At 73.3% G+C, this 18,369-nt stretch carries 15 protein-coding genes; 10 read left to right on the top strand and 5 right to left on the bottom strand.

Annotated features, from left to right (window positions below; genetic code table 11):
• Positions 1-10: 10 nt before the first annotated feature.
• Positions 11-2,209 (bottom strand): HelD family protein, encoded by a 2,199-nt coding sequence (locus ACPPVO_RS52275; protein ID WP_426506793.1) that lies wholly within the window; start codon positions 2,207-2,209, stop codon positions 11-13.
• Positions 2,210-2,349: 140 nt separating this feature from the next.
• Between ACPPVO_RS52275 and ACPPVO_RS52280 the strand changes: the two genes are divergently transcribed.
• The 6 genes from ACPPVO_RS52280 (at position 2,350) to fabF (ending at position 8,782) form a co-directional block, all read left to right on the top strand.
• Complete coding sequence (locus ACPPVO_RS52280) at positions 2,350-3,357, top strand: cellulase family glycosylhydrolase (protein ID WP_426506795.1); 1,008 nt, start codon at positions 2,350-2,352, stop codon at positions 3,355-3,357.
• Positions 3,358-3,683: 326 nt separating this feature from the next.
• Entirely contained in the window at positions 3,684-4,913 is a 1,230-nt protein-coding gene (locus ACPPVO_RS52285) for a PucR family transcriptional regulator (RefSeq protein ID WP_360370249.1), read from the top strand.
• A 170-nt stretch (positions 4,914-5,083) separates the two neighbouring features.
• The gene (locus ACPPVO_RS52290) at positions 5,084-6,241 is read left to right on the top strand and encodes an acyltransferase domain-containing protein (RefSeq protein ID WP_426506796.1); all 1,158 of its coding nucleotides are present in this window, start codon (positions 5,084-5,086) and stop codon (positions 6,239-6,241) included.
• Positions 6,238-7,200 (top strand): beta-ketoacyl-ACP synthase III, encoded by a 963-nt coding sequence (locus tag ACPPVO_RS52295; RefSeq protein ID WP_360370050.1) that lies wholly within the window; start codon positions 6,238-6,240, stop codon positions 7,198-7,200. Before ACPPVO_RS52290 ends, ACPPVO_RS52295 begins: the two co-directional genes overlap by 4 nt.
• 53 nt (positions 7,201-7,253) lie before the next feature.
• Positions 7,254-7,499, top strand: a complete 246-nt coding sequence (locus tag ACPPVO_RS52300) for an acyl carrier protein (RefSeq protein WP_223097536.1) — start codon at positions 7,254-7,256, stop codon at positions 7,497-7,499.
• Positions 7,500-7,564: 65 nt separating this feature from the next.
• Positions 7,565-8,782 (top strand): beta-ketoacyl-ACP synthase II, encoded by a 1,218-nt coding sequence (fabF, locus tag ACPPVO_RS52305; RefSeq protein WP_426506799.1) that lies wholly within the window; start codon positions 7,565-7,567, stop codon positions 8,780-8,782.
• Between the two features lie 381 nt (positions 8,783-9,163).
• Here fabF and ACPPVO_RS52310 read toward each other — a convergent pair whose 3' ends face one another.
• Positions 9,164-10,828: a glycoside hydrolase family 3 protein gene (locus ACPPVO_RS52310; RefSeq protein ID WP_426514858.1), complete on the bottom strand. Its 1,665-nt coding sequence runs from the start codon at positions 10,826-10,828 to the stop codon at positions 9,164-9,166.
• A gap of 69 nt (positions 10,829-10,897) precedes the next feature.
• A complete protein-coding gene (locus tag ACPPVO_RS52315) occupies positions 10,898-11,389 on the bottom strand; it encodes a DUF3145 domain-containing protein (protein WP_426506801.1) in 492 nt (163 codons plus the stop codon).
• 258 nt (positions 11,390-11,647) lie between these two features.
• On the opposite strand from ACPPVO_RS52315, the gene ACPPVO_RS52320 reads away from it, so the two are divergent.
• Together ACPPVO_RS52320 and ACPPVO_RS52325 are read left to right on the top strand one after the other, a co-directional pair.
• Positions 11,648-11,980 carry a hypothetical protein gene (locus ACPPVO_RS52320; RefSeq protein WP_426506802.1) on the top strand — a complete coding sequence of 111 codons (333 nt, stop codon included), beginning with the start codon at positions 11,648-11,650 and terminating at the stop codon, positions 11,978-11,980.
• A gap of 514 nt (positions 11,981-12,494) precedes the next feature.
• Positions 12,495-13,463: an alpha/beta fold hydrolase gene (locus tag ACPPVO_RS52325; protein WP_426506804.1), complete on the top strand. Its 969-nt coding sequence runs from the start codon at positions 12,495-12,497 to the stop codon at positions 13,461-13,463.
• Positions 13,464-13,572: 109 nt separating this feature from the next.
• On the opposite strand, the gene ACPPVO_RS52330 is transcribed toward ACPPVO_RS52325, so the two are convergent.
• Complete coding sequence (locus tag ACPPVO_RS52330) at positions 13,573-14,574, bottom strand: saccharopine dehydrogenase family protein (protein WP_426506805.1); 1,002 nt, start codon at positions 14,572-14,574, stop codon at positions 13,573-13,575.
• Positions 14,575-14,633: 59 nt separating this feature from the next.
• Between ACPPVO_RS52330 and ACPPVO_RS52335 the strand changes: the two genes are divergently transcribed.
• Both ACPPVO_RS52335 and ACPPVO_RS52340 read left to right on the top strand, forming a co-directional pair.
• Positions 14,634-15,284: a DedA family protein gene (locus ACPPVO_RS52335; RefSeq protein ID WP_426506807.1), complete on the top strand. Its 651-nt coding sequence runs from the start codon at positions 14,634-14,636 to the stop codon at positions 15,282-15,284.
• Positions 15,285-15,351: 67 nt separating this feature from the next.
• Positions 15,352-17,505 (top strand): HelD family protein, encoded by a 2,154-nt coding sequence (locus ACPPVO_RS52340; protein WP_426506809.1) that lies wholly within the window; start codon positions 15,352-15,354, stop codon positions 17,503-17,505.
• A 27-nt stretch (positions 17,506-17,532) separates the two neighbouring features.
• Here the strand turns inward: ACPPVO_RS52340 and ACPPVO_RS52345 are convergent, their stop codons facing one another.
• A complete protein-coding gene (locus ACPPVO_RS52345; protein ID WP_426506811.1) occupies positions 17,533-18,348 on the bottom strand; it encodes a carbohydrate ABC transporter permease in 816 nt (271 codons plus the stop codon).
• Positions 18,349-18,369: the final 21 nt, after the last annotated feature.

An 18,369-nucleotide genomic window follows, 5' to 3' on the forward strand; every position in this document is an offset into this window, starting at 1 on the left:
GGCACGACGCTCATCGGCTGTGGCGGCCCTTCGGCCGGTCGCGGCCCGCTCGCTCGTCCAGCAGGGCCGCGGTGCGCTGGAGCACCTCGTCCCACAGCGGTGGCGGCGAGCCGCCGGCGACCATCGCGGCCAGGTCCTCGGCCAGGCGGTCGAGCAAAGAGAGCTCGACGGTCGGGTCGGGGTCGGGCTCGATGACGCGGCGCTGGCGCGGGATGCGGTTCGTGACGTCGCGCGGGGACTCCAGCGGCAGGGTGTCGCCGCTGGCCACGATGTCGAGGTAGCGGATGGTGCGGGTGAGGGCGACGAAGAGCAGCCGGTGGCCGCGCGGGTCCTCGGCGACGATCTCCTCCGGCTCGACCACGATCACCGCGTCGAACTCGAGGCCCTTGGCCTCCTGCGGGGAGACGAGGTTGAGCGCCCGGTCGAGCTCGCCCTGGTCGGCGCGGCCCCACGGCAGGTCGTTGGCGTGCAGCGCGAACTCGAGCTCGGCGCGCAGGACCGCCGGGCAGATGATGCCGACGAACCGGCCGGCGTCCAGGTGCTCGCGGGCGATCTGGGCCACCCGGCCGGCCCGCTCGACCGGCTCGACGACGTGGGTGCCGGGGTCCTGCGGGCCGTCGCGCACCACGCGGATCGGCTCGGCGCCGGGCGCGGCGATCGGCAGCAGCATCGCGGCCAGCTCGTACACCTGGCGGGGCACGCGATAGCCGTAGCGCAGGCTGTGCAGCACCCGCGGCTGCAGCGCCGGCAGGTGGCCGGTGACCTCGTCCCAGGAGTCGCGGGCCCAGGCCCCGGTGGACTGGGCCAGGTCGCCGACCAGGGTGAACGAGCCGTTGGCGGAGCGCCGGCCGATCGCGCGCAGCTGCATCGGGGAGAGGTCCTGGGCCTCGTCCACCACGATGTGGCGGTAGCGGCCGGTCGCGCCGTTGACGAGCTCGTCGAGCTCGTCGAGCAGCGGTACGTCGGCCGCGCTCCAGACCTGCGCGGAGAGGCGGTCGGCGCCGCGGCGGTACAGCAGCAGCGTCTCCTCCTCCGTGAAATGCCCGGCGGCGGCCGCGGCGAGGCGGGTGCGGGAGCCGAACAGGCTGCGCAGGAACGCGGCCGGGCTCTGCAGCGGCCACAGCCGCTCCAGCAGGTTCTCCACCGGGGGCAGGCGCTCGGCCTCCAGCGGGCCGCCGCGGTCGCGGACGAGCTCGGCGAGGCGGGCGCGCAGTCGCTGGCGGCGCAGCGCGTAGTGGCCGGCGGACTGGCGGGCGGCCGCGACCGCCTCGGCCACCTCGGCGCCGGTGAGGGTGAGGAAACGGCCGTCGAAGAGCATCCGCTCGGCCGCCTCGGGCGCGCCGATGCGGGCCTCGAGCGCCCGGGCCAGGAACCCGGCCATCCGGGAGTCGCCCTTGAGCCGGTGGGCCGCGGGCTCCTCCTGCCGGCCCCGCTGCACGGGCGGCCCGAGCTGGTCGATGTCGACCTGCTCCACGTCGGTGTCCCCGAGCGAGGGCAGAACGCGGCGGATGTACCTCGTGAAGGCCGGGTGCGGGCCCACGACGAGCACGTCGCGCGGGCGGAGGCGGTCCTGCTCGTTGTAGAGCAGCCAGGAGACCCGGTGCAGGGCGACCGCGGTCTTGCCGGTGCCGGGGCCGCCCTCGATGACCAGGCAGTGTTCGAGCGGGAAGCGGATGAGCTGGTACTGCGCGGCCTGGATCGTGGCGACGATGTCGTGCATCTCGCCGGTGCGGCCGCGGTCGAGCTCGCCGAGCAGCGCCGCGTCGGGCCCGTCGAGGGCCTCGACCGCCGCGGCCAGCTGCTGGAAGACCAGGTCCTCGAAGTCGAGGATCCGGTTCGCCTCGGTGGTGAAGGTGCGCTTGCGGGCCAGGCCGCGCGGATCTTCGTGCGACGCCTCGTAGAACAGCTCCCCGATCGGGGTCTTCCAGTTGACGACCAGGACCTGGCGCTGGTCGTCGAAGATCGACTCCCGGCCGATGTAGAAGAACTCCCGGTCGGCCTGGTCGACCCGCCCGAAGGCGACGTCCTGGTCGGGGCCGGCGAGCGCGTCGCGACGGCCGCGGCGGAACCCCGCCAGCCAGCGGCCCGCGCCGGCGTTGGCGGCGGCGTCCGGGGTCTCCCCCAGCTCGGCGCGCGCCCGTTCGCGGTGCTTGTGGGCGAGGTCGAAATGTTGCTGCTCAGCAGCGATCTCGGCTGCCTTGGACTCCACGGAACTCCCTTTTCGCACGCTGCGTGCGCCTCACGCTACCTTGCGCCAGGGAGGGCGGTCGATCCCCGCGCGGCCGAATCACCCTCGGACAACGGGTGGATGGCACCGGCCCGGGTAGCGCCTCACCCGTGGTCAAACGGATGGTGGTCAGGTCGGCGTTTCCCGCGCTGCTCCTGGCCTTGCTGGGGGCGGCGTACGTCACCCCGGCGCGGGCCGGCGCGACCGACGGCATCCACGTGGCCGGCGGCCGGCTGACCGAGGCCGGCGGCGAGCCGCTCGTGCTGCGCGGGGTCAACCACGGGTACGCGTTCGGGCACGGTCCGGCGTCGGTCTTCGACGACATCCGCGCCACCGGGGCGAACGCGGTGCGGGTGGCGCTGGGTACCGGGCACGAGTGGCCGGCGACGCGGCCGAGCGAGGTCGCGTCGATCGTGTCGCGGTGCAAGGCGGCCCGGCTGATCTGCGTGCTCGACGTGCACGACACGATGGGCTACGGCACCCAGCCGGGCGCGGCGACCATCACCGAGGCCGTCGACTACTGGCTCACCCTGCGCGACGTGCTGCGTCACCAGGAGTCGTACGTCGTGCTGAACATCGCCAACGAGCCGTCCGGCCATGCGGTGGACGCGGACTGGCTCGACAACACCGAGGCCGCGATCGCCCGGCTGCGCAAGGCCGGGTTCACGCACGCGCTGATGGTCGACGCGCCGAACTGGGGCAACGACGCGTTCCGGGTGATGTACGACCACGCCGACGCCGTGTTCGCCAGCGACCCGCAGCGCAACGTGGTCTTCGACGTGCACATGTACGGGCCGTTCGACACCGCGGAGAAGGTGGCGGCGTACCTCGGGCACTTCGTGGCGCAGCGGCTGCCGATCGTCGTCGGGGAGTTCTCGTCGATCCACGAGTACGGCGACCCCGACGAGGACGCGATCATGGCGTTCTGCCAGACGTACGGGCTCGGGTACCTGGGCTGGTCGTGGAGTGGCAACAGCCCGCAGTACGAGTACCTCGACGTGGTCGCCGGCTACCGGCCCGGGCGGCTGACGGCGTGGGGGCGGCGGCTCGTCGACGGTACCAACGGGCTGCGGGCGACGGGGCGGACGGCGAGCGTGTACGGGCGGCTCTGGCTGGCCGCGGCGCGGTGAGCCCGGCGGCTTCGGCTCACGGCAGCCCGGTGAAGCCGGCGGCTTCGGCTCACGGCGGGCCGGTGAAGCCGGCGCCTTCGGCTCACGGCAGCCCGGCGAAGCCGGCGCCTTCGGCTCACGGCAGCCCGGCGAAGCCGGCGCCTTCGGCTCACGGCAGCCCGGCGAAGCCGGCGCCTTCGGCTCACGGCAGCCCGGCGAAGCCGGCGCCTTCGGCTCACGGCAGCCTGGTGAAGCCGGCGGCTTCGGCTCGCGCGGACCGGTGAAGCCGGCCGTGCAAAGCTGTGCGGGTGAACGACCTGGGACCGGACCTTCCGGAGCTGCCGGAGGTGCTGGGCGGCCTTGACGCGAGGCCGCCTGCGGCGCCGGGCCCGCTGGAGGACAGCGTCCGCTCGATCGAGCGGGCCGCGGGCGCGCTCGCCACGGCGAGCGTCGCGCGCATGGACGAGACGCTGCTGTGGTTCCGGGAGCTGCCCGCCGACCAGCGGGCCTGGGTGATGCTCGTCGCCCAGGCCGGGGTGCGCTCGCTGGTGGAGTGGCTGCGCAACCGCGACCAGGACGGACCCGCGCCGCCGGACAACTCCGAGGAGTTCTTCGACGCCGCACCGCGCGCCCTGGCCCGCTCGATCAACCTGGGGCAGACGGTCCAGCTCATCCGGGTCACCATCGAGGTCGTCGAGGAGCACCTGAAGCCCCTGGCCGCCCCCGGGCAGGAGAGCGCGCTGCGCGAGGCGGTGCTGTACTACAGCCGGGAGGTCGCCTTCGGGGCGGCGCGCGTGTACGCCCGGGCGGCCGAGACCCGCGGCGCCTGGGACGCCCGGCTGCAGGCCCTGCTCGTCGACGCGCTGCTGCGCGGGGACTCCTCCGACGTGCTGGCCAGCCGCGCGGCCGCGCTGGGCTGGGCCGACGCGCCCCCGGTGGCGGTCGCGGTCGGCCGCTCGCCGGGTGGGGAGGCGGCGGCGGTACTGCACACCGTGTACCGCGCCGCCCGCCGCATCGGCGTGGAGATCCTGGGCGGCGTGCACGGCGACCGCCTGGTGGTCGTGCTCGGCGGGGCCGCGGACCCGATGGCCGCGACCGAGCGCCTGCTGGTCGGGTTCGGCGACGGGCCGGTCGTGGTCGGGCCGGCGGTACCGTCGCTGGACGAGGCGACCGAGTCCGCCCGCGCGGCCCTGGCCGGCTTCCGCGCCGCGCCCGCCTGGCCCGCCGCGCCCCGGCCGGTGGCCGCCTCCGACCTGCTGCCCGAGCGCGCCCTCGCCGGCGACGCCGAGGCGCGGCGGATGCTGCGGCAGGAGGTCTACGGCGCGCTCGTGCGGGCGGGCGGGGAGCTGCTGGAGACGCTCGACGCGTTCTTCGCCGGCGGCGGGGTGCTGGAGAGCGCCGCGCGGGGACTGTTCGTGCATCCGAACACGGTGCGGTACCGGCTGCGGCGCATCGGCGAGGTGACCGGATTCACCCCGCTGGTGCCGCGGGACGCCTTCGCGCTGCGCATCGCGCTGACCATCGGCCGGCTGGACCCGCTCGCCCCGGCCGCGGCGAGCCCGCCCACCTCGGGGTGATTTGCCCGTTTATCCTGTCCGGGACGTGAACAACGGGCCGCGACGGGTAACGGCGCGGTGCTGTTGGCACAACACCACGCGATCTTTTGTAGGGTTCCTACAAGTGAGGTCGTTCACTTTGGTGTCTCGCGCTACCGCGGGACGGTAGGGGATCCGGAACAGTCATAGACGTGCTCGCCGTACTCGCTCCCGGCCAAGGCTCGCAGAAGCCCGGCTTCCTGGCCCCCTGGCTCGCCCGGCCCGGCGTGGAGGCCCGTCTGCGCTGGTGGTCCGCGCTGTCCGGGGTCGACCTGGTGCACCTGGGCACCGAGGCCGACGCCGAGGAGATCAAGGACACCGCCAAGACGCAGCCGCTGCTCGTCGCGGCCGCGCTGCTGACCGCCGAGCACCTGCCGCTGCACGACGCCGCGGTCGTCGCCGGGCACAGCGTCGGCGAGCTCGCCGCCTCGGCCCTGGCCGGCGTGCTGAGCCCCGAGGCCGCCGTCACCCTCGCCGGGGTGCGCGGCCGCGAGATGGCCGCCGCCTGCGCGCTGGAGCCGACCGGGATGAGCGCCGTGCTCGGCGGCGAGCCCGACGAGGTCGTCGCGGCGATCGACGCCGCCGGGCTCTACGCGGCCAACCGCAACGGGGCCGGCCAGATCGTCGCCGCCGGGTCGCTCGCGGGGCTGGAGAAGTTCGCCGCCGAGCCGCCCGCGCGGGCCAAGGTGATCAAGCTGCAGGTCGCCGGGGCGTTCCACACGCCGTTCATGGCCCCCGCCGAGGCCGCGCTCGCCGCGGTGGCGTCGGGCATCACCGCCGGTACCCCCGAAAAGATCCTGCTCTCCAACCGTGACGGCACGCCGGTCGGCCACGGCCCGGCCATGCTGCTGCGCCTGGTCCGCCAGGTCACCGCCCCCGTGCGGTGGGACCTGTGCATGCAGACCCTCGCCGACCTCGGCGTCACCGCGATCGTCGAGCTCGCCCCGGCCGGCACCCTGGCCGGCCTGGCCAAGCGGGCGCTCAAGGGCATCGAGATCGTCACCGTCAACACGCCGGACGACCTCGCCAAGGCGCGCGACGCGATCGCGCGCCACGGCTCGGCGGCCGTTGCCGCACCCGGCGCCTCCGGGGACAGCGTCGCCGTCGCCACCGGCGCCGGGACCTTCACTCCGGCTTTTGCCGAGGGCGACCGTGTCGAGGCCGGCCAGGTCATCGGGAGCGTGCAGACTGCACACGGCCCCGTCGACGTGGCCGCGCCCGGCGCCGGCGTGCTCACCGAGTGGCTCGCCCACCACGACGACCCGGTCGCCCCCGGCCGGCCGCTCGCCCGCATTGGAGGCCAACTATGACCCCGGCCACTCCGGCCGCCGGATCGAAGATCCTGGCGTTCGGCCACTACCAGCCGCCCCAGGTGGTCACCAACGACGACCTGTCCAAGGTGATCGAGACCAACGACGCGTGGATCCGCGACCGGGTCGGCATCGCCGAGCGGCGCGTGGCCGGCGCCGAGAGCGTCGCCGACATGGCGATCAACGCGGCCGGCAAGGCCCTCGCGGCCTCCGGGCTCACCGCCGCCGACATCGACACCGTCATCGTGGCCACCTGCAGCTCGGTCGACCGCTGCCCGAACGTGGCCACCCGGGTGGCGGCCAAGCTCGGCATCAACGCGCCGGCGGCCTACGACCTCAACACCGCCTGCTCCGGCTTCTGCTACGGCCTGGCCGGCGCGGACCACGCGATCCGGGCCGGGGCCGCCCGCAACGCCCTGGTCATCGGGGCCGAGAAGCTCTCCGACGTGGTCGACTGGACCGACCGCACCACTGCCGTGCTCTTCGGCGACGGCGCGGGCGCGGCCGTGGTCAGCGCCGTCGCCGACGGCGAGCGGCCGGGCATCGGCCCCGTGGTCTGGGGCTCGGCGCCGGAGAAGGGCGACGTGCTCAAGATCGAGGGCTGGCGGCCGTACATCAAGCAAGAGGGCCAGGCCGTCTTCCGCTGGGCCACCACGGCCATCGCCCCCTACGCCCAGGCCGCGCTCGACCGGGCCGGCGTGGAGGGCAAGGACATCGCCGCGTTCGTCGCCCACCAGGCCAACACGCGGATCATCGACGGGATCGTCAAGCGCCTCGACCTGCCCAACGCCGTGATCCTCAAGGACCTCGTCGAGTCGGGCAACACGTCGGCCGCGAGCATCCCGCTGGCCCTGTCCAAGGCGATCGAGCGGCACGAGATCCCCTCCGGTGCGCCGGTGCTGCTCTTCGGGTTCGGCGGGGGCCTGACGTACGCGGGTCAAGTCATCTACTGCCCGTAGCGGTCTGTTCATCTTTCATCGACGAGCGCGTCAACCCTAGGAAGGAAAGCTCTATGTCCACCCGTGAAGAGATCGCCGAAGGCCTCGCCGAGATCCTCGAGGAGGTCGCCGGGGTCAACCCCGACGACGTCGCCGAGGAGAAGTCGTTCACCGATGACCTCGACGTCGACTCGCTGTCCATGGTCGAGGTCGTCGTGGCGGCCGAGGAGAAGTTCGGCGTGAAGATTCCGGACGACGAGGTGCCGAACCTCAAGACCGTCGGCGACGCCGTTTCGTACATCGAGAAGTCGCAGGCCTGAACCAAAGCCGGGGTCCCGACCGGGGCCCCGGCACACCAGGTCAGCCGTTGAGGAGTTGTTGAGCAGTGAGTGTTGAGGTCGTCGTCACCGGCTTGGGGGCCACCACTCCCCTCGGTGGAGATGTGCCGTCCACCTGGGACGCCATGCTCGCCGGCAAGTCCGGCGTGGGGCCGCTGACCCAGGACTGGGCCGCGCAGCTGACCGTCCGGATCGCCGCGCAACTCGCGGTCGAGCCGACGGAGAAGATCGACCGGGTGCAGGCCCGCCGCCTGGACCGCAGCGAGATGACCGCGATCATCGCCGCCCGCGAGGCCTGGGCCGACGCCGGCTCGCCGGAGGTGGACAAGGACCGGCTCGCCGTCAGCGTCGGCACCGGCATCGGCGGCGCCCAGACCCTGCTCAACCAGGACGACATCCTGGAGGCCAGCGGACCCCGCAAGGTCTCCCCGCACACCGTGCCGATGCTCATGCCCAACGGGCCCGCCGCCTGGATCGGCCTGGAGCTCGGCGCCCGCGCCGGCGTGCACTGCGTGGCCAGCGCCTGCGCCACCGGCGCCGAGGCCATCGCGCACGCCCTCGACCTCATCCGGCTCGGCCGCGCCGACGTGGTCGTCGCCGGCGGTACCGAGGCCGTCATCCACCCGCTGCCGATCGCCGGCTTCGCCGCCATGCGCGCCATGTCGGTGCGCAACGACGACCCAGAGGGCGCGTCCCGCCCCTGGGACAAGGGCCGCGACGGCTTCGTGCTCGGCGAGGGCGCGGGGGCCATCGTGCTCGAGCGCGCCGACCACGCCCGCGCGCGGGGGGCCCGCATCTACGCCCGGCTCGCCGGGGCCGGAATCAGCTCCGACGGGTACGACATCGTGCAGCCCCACCCCGAGGGCGACGGCGCGGTGCGGGCGATCGAGTTCGCCCTCCGCGACGCCGGCATCGTCAAGTCCGACGTCGTGCACGTCAACGCGCACGCGACCTCGACGCCGGTCGGCGACCTCGCGGAGATCAAGGCGCTGCACCGCGCGCTCGGCGACCACCCGATCCTCACGTCGACCAAGTCGATGACCGGGCACCTCCTGGGCGCAGCGGGCGCGGTCGAGTCGATCGCGACGATCCTGGCCGTGTACCACGGGGTCGTACCGCCCACGATCAACCTCGACGACCCGGACGACGGCCTGGACCTCGAGGTGGCGGCGCACAAGGCGAGGCACATCGAAATCCCGGCGGCGCTGAACAATTCCTTCGGGTTCGGCGGGCACAACGCGGCGCTGGTCTTCGCGCGCGTCTAGCTTTTCCTTCCGGTCGCGGCCGGCACACAGGTCTTCCTGGGTGCCGGCCGCGATTTTCTGGCACGCAGGTCCTCCCGGATGGGCCGGCGCCGCGCGCCACTCACGGTCGGGCACGCAGCTCCTCCCGGGCGCAGGCCACGATTTTCTGGCACGCAGCTCCTCCCGGGCGCAGGCCACGATTTTCTGGCACGCAGGTCCTCCCGGATGGGCCGGCGCCGCGCGCCACTCACGGTCGGGCACGCAGCTCCTCCCGGGCGCAGGCCACGATATGTCGGGCGCTCCGCGCCGCGACATATCGGATTTATACCCCGTCAGGCGAAAAGTCAGAAAAGTCGCGGCGCGGAGCGCCCGACTTTTCGGGAAAGCGCGCTTTGTACGAGCTCAGGCGCACGCGGTCGGCGACAGGCCCGACACCGGGACCGGCGAGCGGCCCGGGGCCTTCGCCTTGCCCAGCAGCACGTCGGCCAGCGCGGACATCGAGGCGCGCGACCCCGAGTACGTCGCGAGCAGGGTGCCCTTGGCCGAGCCGAGCACGTACGGCGTGTCGAGCGCGACCGTCACCGCCGCCGACGGCGACAGGTCCGCGGAGCCGCGGCCGTAGCCGACCAGGCGTACCTCCGCGCCGCCCTGCGTGACCACCTCGGCGCCCGCCTGCTTCAGCGACTCCTCCAGCCAGCCCTTGGCCGTGTCCGCGCCGGCCGCGGTGACCCGGACCGGGCCGGTGACCAGGGCGCCGGTGCACTTCCCGCGCAGAACGGTGATCGCGGCCGCGGCGCCCGCGCGGGCGGCGCTCTTGCCGTCCGGCCCGTCCACGACGCTGAATTCCGGCTTCGGTACCGCGGCCAGCCGCAGCTTCAGCGCCAGAATCCGCGTCACCGAGTCGACCAGCCGCTGCTTCGTGATGCGGCCGGACTTGACCGCGTCCAGCAGCCCCTTGTACGCCGTGCCGAGGTTCGGCGGCATCAGCAGCACGTCGTTGCCGGCCAGGATCGCGCGTACCGCCGCCTCGCCCGGGCCCCACTGCTCGGCCGGGGCCATGTTGAGGGCGTCGGTGACGATCACGCCGGTGTACCCGAGCTTGCCCCGCAGCAGGTCGGTGAGCACCTTGCCGGAGAACGAGGCCGGGGTACCGGGGTCGATCGCCTTCACGTCGAGGTGGCCCGACATGATCAGGCCGACGCCGGCGTCGCGGGCGGCGGTGAACGGCGGGAGGTCGCCGGACTCCAGCGCCGTGACGTTCTGCGAGAGGACCGGCAGGCTGCTGTGGCTGTCCGTCGTGGTGTGCCCGTGGCCGGGGAAGTGCTTGACGGTCGCGGCGACGCCGGCCGCCTGCAGCCCGCGCACGGCCGCCGCGACCTGCGGGGCGACCTTCGCCGGGTCGCTGCCGAACGAGCGCGAGCCGATCACGCCGCCGGGCTGGGTGCCGAGCACGTCGGCGTCCGGGGCGAAGTCGACGTTGAGGCCGATCGCGGCGAGCTCGGTGCCGGCCGCCTTCCACGCCGCCTCGGTGAGCTTCGGGTCGCCCGCCGCGCCGAACGCGAGCGCCGCCGGCAGCTGCACGATGCCGTCGCGGACGCGGGTGACCTGGCCGTACTCCTGGTCCGTGCCGATGAACAGCGGCAGCCGCGCGGGCAGGCTCAGGGCCGCCTGCTGCAGGCCCGCCGTGAGCTTCGCCACCTGGGCCGGCGACTCCACGTTCGTGGTCTTGTTGGTCCCCGCGGTGGGATCGTCGGCGCTGGAGGAGACGAGAATGACGCCGCCCAGGTGGTACTTCCTGACGATCTCGGCCGGCGTGGACGCCCCCGCATACGTGCGGTTGGCCGACGCCGAGCCCGAGGACACCTTGTCGGCGGCGTTGCCGTACGCGTACGGCATCAGGAGTTGTCCGACCAGTTCCTCGTCCGACAGGCGCCCGGCGATCTCGGCCGCCTGCTTCGCGGGGTCCGCCCCCGGCACCAGCGCCGACACCGGGCCGCTGTCACGCGGGTCGGCGCCCCGCCGGCCGCCGTCGGAGCAGCCGCCCGCGAGCAGCGCGAGGGCCGTCATGGACAGCAGGAGGCGGCGCGTGGGACTCGGCACCCGCCCACTCAATCATGACCGTGCAACGAAGATCTCTCACCCGACGCGGGTGAGCAGGGTCATCGGGACGCCGTCGGCGGCGTGGCGGTACGGCTCCAGCTCGGCGTCCCAGGGGGCGCCCAGGGCCTTCTCCAGCGTGTGCGCGAGGGTCTCGTAGCCGCGCGCGCTCGCGACGAGGGCGCGCAGCCGGTCCTCGGACAGCACGATGTCGCCGTTGGCGCTGGTCGAGCCGTGGAACAGGCCACGGCCGGGCACGTGCATGAACCGCTCCCCGTCCACGCCGGGGCTCGGCTCCTCGGTCACCTCGAAGCGGATCATGGGCCATTGCCGGAGCGCGGCCGCGAGCTCTCCGCCCGTGCCGGTCGCGCCGGACCACGAGCACTGCGCCCGGCGGGCCGAAGGCTCGACAGGCTGCACCGACCACTCGAGGCGGACCGGCGCGCCGAGGACGCGAGCGATCGCCCACTCGACGTGCGACGACACGGCGAGCGGTGACGAGTGAACGTATATGACGCCACGCGTGGGCACGTAAGACCTCCTGGAGACCGAGGTGCGTCTTCCCCTACGACCTCGTGCTCCGGTGGTCATGCCAGGCGTGCGGCGGTGACTGTTGGGACCAATGATGACGATGTTGAGCGCGGTACGCCAGAGAAACGGCTACACCGGTCCTCCGAAATGTCCAACGGACGGACCTTCCATCAGGTAACTCACCTTTTTTGCCAGGACCGGCAGGCTGTTACACTTTCTTGTCTTCCGCAAGTAGAGCCTCGACAAGGAGTTCCCGCCGTGGCGAGCAACACCTCAAAGACCGCGCGGGCCTCAGTCCGCGCCGGTCAGGCCGGTGCATCCGGCGCCCTCAGTGTGCTGGGTGAGTTCAAGTACCTCATCCCGCTCAACAAGGGCAAGCACGTGTACGTGCGAAACCTGACCAACGGCAAGACCGTCCATCTGAGCACCTCCTCCGACGCTTTCGCCGAGGAGATCCGGGTTCTCGCCGCGGCCGGTCACGCCACCAAGATCCGGGCCGAGATCCAGGCCCTCAACTCGGCCGAGCCGAACAACGGCTGGGACGCCACGGAGCAGCGCCTCGTCGACGCGGGCGTGTTCGAGGCCGCCTGACGCGCTGGCTTCTTGCTTTCTTCGAACGCCGCTGAGCTTGGGCTCGGCGGCGTTCGTCGTGTTTGTACGGAAAAGTCCGACACTCCGTGATCGGACTTTTCCGACTTTTCGCCTGTCGGGGTATAAATCCGAAAAGTCGTGGTGCGGAGCGCCCGACTTTTCGATGTACGCCCGCGGTGATCGTCCGAGTCACGCCGCCGAGGGCGTTGCGAGAAGGACTTTGCGGCGCGGCGACCGCGGAAAGCCGGCGTTGAGGGCCCTGCCCGAGAGCGCGAACGGCAGCCGCACAGAGCAGGCGGCGACCGCGGAAGCCGGCGGTTGAGAGGCCCCGGCTGCGAGACCGAGAGCGCGAACGGCAGCCGCCCAGAGCAGCCGGCGACCGCGGAAAGTCGGCCGTTGACGGGCCCCCGGTGCGAGCCGGCCCCGCGCAGCGCGCGTTGCGAGAGCAGAGTGTTATCGGAGTAGTCCCTGGGTGACAGGGGTAATCCTCGACACTTCCGGGTAACAATTGCCCATGGGCACCGTCGTCTCCTCGCCAGTGCGGCTCAAGGACGGCGCCCGCCTGTACAGCGTTCTCCACCCCGCCGCCGGGCGCCGGCCCGTGACGGTGGTTTTCCTGCACGGATGGACGCTCGACAACCGTCTGTGGCGCCAGCAGATCGCCGACCTGCCCGAGTGCCTCGGCGCCCCCGTCCGGATGCTCGCCTTCGACCTGCGCGGGCACGGCCGCTCCGACGCCACGCACGGGGCCGATGCCACGCTCGAGCAGCTCGGGGACGATCTCGCCGAGGTCATCCGGCAGCGCGTCCCGCGCGGGCCGATCGTGCTCGTCGGGCACTCGCTCGGGGGGATGGCCATCATGGAGTACGCCCACCGCCACGCGGCGTCGTTCGCGCGCCGGGTGGTCGGGGTCGTGCTCGTGTCCACGTCGGCCGAGGGGTCGTCGCGTACCAGCTACGGGCTCAGTCCCCGGCTCGCGCGGGTCATGCGCGTGCTCGAGGTGCAGGGCGCGGGGCTGCTCGCCCGCTCCGGGGCCTGGCGGCCGCACCGGCGGCTGATGCCGCTGCTGGCGCCCGGCGTGCGCTGGCTCGTCTTCGGCCACCGCGTCGACACGAGCTGGGTCGCGCTCACCGCGTCAATGGTCGGCAACGCCCCGCTCTGCGCGATAGGCGGCTTCCGGCCCTCCGTCGACCTGCACCACCGCGTCGACACCCTGGCCGCGATGAGCGGGCTGCCCGTGGCGGTGCTGGTCGGCTCCGCGGACCGCCTCACGCCGCCGGTCTGCGCCGAGACGATCGCCCGGGAGCTGCCCGACGCCGAGCTGCGCGAGTGCGAGGACGCCGGCCACATGCTGCCCATCGAGCGTCCCGAGTGCGTGACGGAGGCGATCGTGTCGGTGATCCGCCGGGCCGGCCGGAGCCGCACCCCGCGGCAGCGCCAGGCGGAGGCTCCGGGGCGCCGTCGTACCGTCAAAGCAGGCTGACGGTCACCCCGTCCAGCGTGCGCACGAAGCCGGCGCCGAGCGCGGACGAGGGCGTGTGCACCCCCGGTGCCGCCTCACCGGCCAGGACCCGCTGGACGCCGTCGTACCGTCAAAGCAGGCTGACGGTCACCCCGTCCAGCGTGCGCACGAAGCCGGCGCCGAGCGCGGACGAGGGCGTGTGCACCCCCGGCGCCACCTCACCGGCCAGGACCCGCTGGGCGGCCCGCAAGGAGGCGTCCGCGGTCAGCGCGTAGGCGTTCGGGCCGGTCAGCGTGGCCGAGCGCGTTGCGCCCGCGGCGTCGCGGACCTCGGCCCACGCCTCGCAGCCGGCCGCCGCGCGGACCGACGAGGACGGGCCGCCCGGGCGGACCAGGGCCTGCACGGTCCGCCGCAGCGGGGCGAACCGGAACAGCGGGGCCAGGGCCGTGCCCCGGGGCAGGGGCATGTAGACCGTGATGTCGGGGATCGACGTCGAGCGGTACGCGGTGGCGAGGTCGCCCCAGCGGGTCGCGCCCACCCGCTGTACGCCCGACGGGAACGGCACCGAGCGCGACGGCGCACCGAAGCGGGTCGCGACCAGCTCGCCGCCGACCCGCCGCAGCGCGCCGGAGCCCATCTCGGCGAGGGCCGTGCGGGCGGTACCCCGGGAAAGGCCCCCGGGCGCGGAGAACGCGATCTCCAGCGCGACCGCGCCGGGCAGCTCGGCGGCGAGGAGCGCGGCCAGGCAGTCGGTCGGCACCACGTCGAAGCCGGCACCGGTGATCATCGTCACGCCGGCCGAGCGCGCGGCCCCGTCCTGGGCGAACATCCACGCGAAGACGTCCAGCTCGCCGGTGATGTCCAGGTAGTGCACGCCGGCCGCGAGGCAGGCGGCGACCATCGGGCGGGCGGTCGCGGCGAACGGGCCCGCGCAGTTGACGACGGCCCCGACGCCCTCGAGCAGGGCGGGCGAGGGGGCGCCGACGCGGTACGGTAATCCGAGCTCCTCCGCCAGCGCACGCACCGGCGCCTCCGATCGCCCGGCCAGGATCGGACGCTCGCCCCGCGTCACCGCGAGGCGCGCCAGGAGCGCACCGCTGTAGCCGTTCGCGCCGTACACCAGACAGCCCACGCTCAGGAAACTATGAGACGCTGGGCGCGAACGGAAGTCTCGAGGGGGAGGGTCCGCGGGTGCATCACATCGAGGTGTGGATTGGCACACTCTCCCCGATCTGGGTCTACCTCCTGGTCGGGGCCGTGATCGGCATCGAGAGCATGGGCGTCCCGCTACCCGGCGAGATCGCGCTCGTCACCGCCTCGCTGCTGTCCGTCACCACCTCCGTGAACCCCTGGCTGGTCGCGAGCGCCGCCGCCGCGGGGGCGATCGCGGGCGACAGCGCCGGTTACCTGATCGGCCGCCGGGGCGGGCCCGCGCTGCTGGAGCGGTTCGGGCGGCGCTTCCCCAAGCACTTCGGCCCCGAGCACCTGGCCAAGGCCGAGCGGGCGTTCCAGCGCTGGGGCGTGTGGGCGGTCTTCTTCGGCCGGTTCATCGCGCTGCTGCGCATCCTGGCCGGGCCGCTGGCGGGTGCGCTCAAGGTGCCGTACGGCAAGTTCCTCCTTGCCAACGCCACGGGCGGCATAGTGTGGTCGTTCGGCACCGTGTTCGCGATCTACACGCTGGGCCAGGTCGCCGAGAAGTGGCTCAAGGACTTCTCGTGGGTGGCGCTCGCGCTGGCCGTCGTCGCCGGCCTCGCCACCACCTTCTACCTGCGGCGCAGGGCGGCCGCGGAGGCGAAGGCGCTGCGCGCCGAGGCCGAGAAGGAGCCCGCGGCGACGCCGTGATCGAGAAAGCCCCGGCGCGCGAGTAGGCTTTCGGGGTTGTTTTTCGCCGGGCGGCAGGAGTAAAGCGTTGAGCGACGCGGTTCGCGACTCGGAGATCGCCGCTGAACAGGCCTATCTCGACCGGGTCTACGTTCGGCTGGACCAGCTGCGGATCTCCGCCGCCGAGGTCGAGAAGGCCGGGTACAACATGGCCCGGGTCGGCAACTTCGGCGCCCTGGTCGAGCGGGACGCGATGGTGTACCACGCGGCACGGCGGCGCCGGGCCCTGGAGAGCGAGCACGACGGGCTGGTCTTCGGCCGGCTCGACCTCGGCCCCGACGGGGTCTCCGGCGCGGACGCCGCGGCCGTCGACCCCGCGGTGCCGGACGGCGAGGTGCGCTACATCGGGCGGCTGGGGCTGCGCGACGAGCAGTACGACTCGCTCGTCGTCGACTGGCGGGCCCCCGCGGCGGCGCCGTTCTACCGGGCCACGCCGGCCGACCGGATGGGCGTGGTGCGGCGGCGCAGCATCCGCAGTACCAACGAGAAGGTCGTCTCGATCGAGGACGACCTGCTCGATCCGGCCGCCGCGCCCGCCGATCTGCCCGTGATCGGCGACGGCGCGCTGCTGGCCAACCTGTCGCGGGCCACCGGCCACGGCATGAAGGACATCGTCGCGACCATCCAGCGCGAGCAGGACGACGCGATCCGCTCCCCCGCGTCCGGGATCACGATCGTGCGGGGCGGGCCGGGCACCGGCAAGACCGCTGTCGCGCTGCACCGGGCCGCGTACCTGCTCTACGCCGACCGCAACCGGTACGAGAGCGGCGGCGTGCTCGTCGTCGGGCCGTCGGACGTGTTCGTCGGCTACGTGTCGCGGGTGCTGCCCTCGCTCGGCGAGGACACCGCCACGCTGCGCTCGCTCGGCCAGCTGGTCGAGGGCGTGCGGGCCACCCGGCACGAGCCGCCGGAGGTCGCGGCGGTCAAGGGCTCGCTGCGCATGCAGCGGGTGCTCGCCCGCGCCGCGCGGGGCCCGGTGCCGGGCTCACCAGACAAGATCCGGATTTTGTACCGCGGTGAGCTGCTCAGCCTCGACAAGCCCGCCCTGGACGAACTGCGCCGCACGGTGCTGAACCTGGGCGTGAAGCGCAACGCGGCGCGGGCCAAGGCCGCCGGGCACGTCCTGGACGCCCTGTGGCGCCAGAGCGTGGAGCTGCTCCCGTCGGGCCGGCAGCAGCAGCGGCCCGAGTTCGCCTCGGAGATCGCCGAGCGGCCGGAGTTCGTGCAGTTCATGCGCGGCTGGTGGCCGGTCCTGCGCCCGGCCGAGGTGCTCGGCTGGCTCGCCGACCGCCAGCGCCTGCAGCGGTGGGCCAACGGGGTGCTCTCGAACCGCGAGATCGCGACCCTGGCGGCGGCGGTCGACCCGTCGTCGCTGTCCGTCGAGGACGTGGCGCTGCTGGACGAGCTCTACGAGTACCTCGGCGACCCGCCCGTGCGCAAGCGCGCCGCCCGCGACCCGTTCCAGGTGGCCGAGGGCGTGCGGGAGGTCGCGACGGCCTCGCAGCGCGCGGCGGCGGCCCGCGAGCAGGCGCTCGAGCGCCCGGACGACTACCGCGACTACGCGCACGTCATCGTCGACGAGTCGCAGGACGTCTCGCCGATGCAGTGGCGCATGGTCGGCCGCCGCGGCCCCCACGCCACGTGGACGATCGTCGGCGACCCGGCCCAGGCCGCGTGGGCCGACGCCGCGGAGTCGGAGCGCGCGATGGAGGCGGCGGTCGGCACCCGCCGCCGCTCCCTCTTCACGCTCACCACGAACTACCGCAACTCGGCCGAGATCTTCGCCGTCGCCGCCCGCGTGATCCGCGCGGCGCAGCCGGACATCGAGCTGCCCACGGCGGTTCGCTCCGCCGGCATCGAACCGGTCGAGACCGTCACCGACGACCTGGCGGCGGCCGTGCGCTCGGCCGCGGCCACGCTCCTCGACCAGGTCGAGGGCACGGTCGGCGTGATCACCCCGACACCCCGCCGCGGCGAGATCGCTGGGTGGCTGGACGGGCTCGACGGGCAGCGGCTGCAGACCGTGGGCGCGCTGGACTCGAAGGGCATGGAGTACGACGGCGTGCTGGTGGTGGAGCCGGCCGACATCCGCGACGAGGCGACGACCGGCTTCCGGACGCTGTACGTGGCCCTGTCCCGCGCCACCCAGCGCCTGACCACGGTGGGCACGCGCCCCTTCTGAGCAACCGGCCTGACCCTCGGCGCCCGTTCAGCCCTTCGCGGCGCCCAGGGTCAGGCCCGCCACGAACTGCCGCTGGAGCGCGAAGAACACGATGAGCGTCGGCAGCGCCACCAGCAGGGAGCCGGCGGCCAGCAGGTTGTAGTCGGTGAAGAACTGGCCCCGCAGGTTGTTCAGGGCGCTCGTCACCGGCAGCTTGTCGCCGGTGGAGATGAGCACGAGCGCGTACAGGAAGTCGTTGTAGATCCAGGTGAACAGCAGGGTCGCGAGCGCCGCCAGGGCCGGGCGGCACAGCGGCAGCGTCACCTTCCAGTACTGCAGCCACACCCCCGCCCCGTCGACGACCGCGGCCTCGGTGATCTCCACCGGGAGCGTGCGCATGAAGTTCGACAGGACGAAGACGCAGAAGCCGACCTGGAACGCCACGTGGATGGCGATGAGGCCGGCGTAGGAGTCGTACAGGGTGCCCGAGGACGAGACGAAGCCCGGCACCGGGATCTGCTTGTACATCTCGTAGAGCGGCGTCACCAGCACCTGCGGCGGCAGCAGGTTGCCCGCGGTGAACAGGACCAGCAGCGGCAGGGCGAACCGGATGCGCAGGCGGGCGATGCAGAACGCGACGAAGGACGCCAGGAACAGGGTCAGGATCACGCCCGGCACCGCGACGATCATCGAGTTGGTGAAGTACTTCGGCAGCTCCGCGGAGTCCCAGACCTGCGCGTAGTAGTGCAGCGTGAGCCTGTCCGGCCACGAGAAGTACCCCTTGCGGGACGTCTCCGCGTAGGGCCGCAGCGAGGCGTAGACGGCCAGGGCGAGCGGGGCCAGCCAGCCCAGCGCGACCACCATCAGGAAGGCGTTCAGGACAAC

This window comes from Dactylosporangium sp. McL0621, assembly GCF_049995355.1.
GTDB lineage: Bacteria > Actinomycetota > Actinomycetes > Mycobacteriales > Micromonosporaceae > Dactylosporangium.

What these genes read in the sequence shown, in the direction of transcription:
- ACPPVO_RS52280 (WP_426506795.1), top strand. Translation starts at nt 2,350, where the DNA reads ATGGTGGTCAGGTCGGCGTTTCCCGCGCTGCTCCTGGCCTTGCTGGGG.
- ACPPVO_RS52295 (WP_360370050.1), top strand. Translation starts at nt 6,238, where the DNA reads ATGACCCCGGCCACTCCGGCCGCCGGATCGAAGATCCTGGCGTTCGGC.
- ACPPVO_RS52300 (WP_223097536.1), top strand. Translation starts at nt 7,254, where the DNA reads ATGTCCACCCGTGAAGAGATCGCCGAAGGCCTCGCCGAGATCCTCGAG.
- ACPPVO_RS52310 (WP_426514858.1), bottom strand. Translation starts at nt 10,828, where the DNA reads ATGACGGCCCTCGCGCTGCTCGCGGGCGGCTGCTCCGACGGCGGCCGG.
- ACPPVO_RS52325 (WP_426506804.1), top strand. Translation starts at nt 12,495, where the DNA reads ATGGGCACCGTCGTCTCCTCGCCAGTGCGGCTCAAGGACGGCGCCCGC.
- ACPPVO_RS52345 (WP_426506811.1), bottom strand. Translation starts at nt 18,348, where the DNA reads ATGGTGGTCGCGCTGGGCTGGCTGGCCCCGCTCGCCCTGGCCGTCTAC.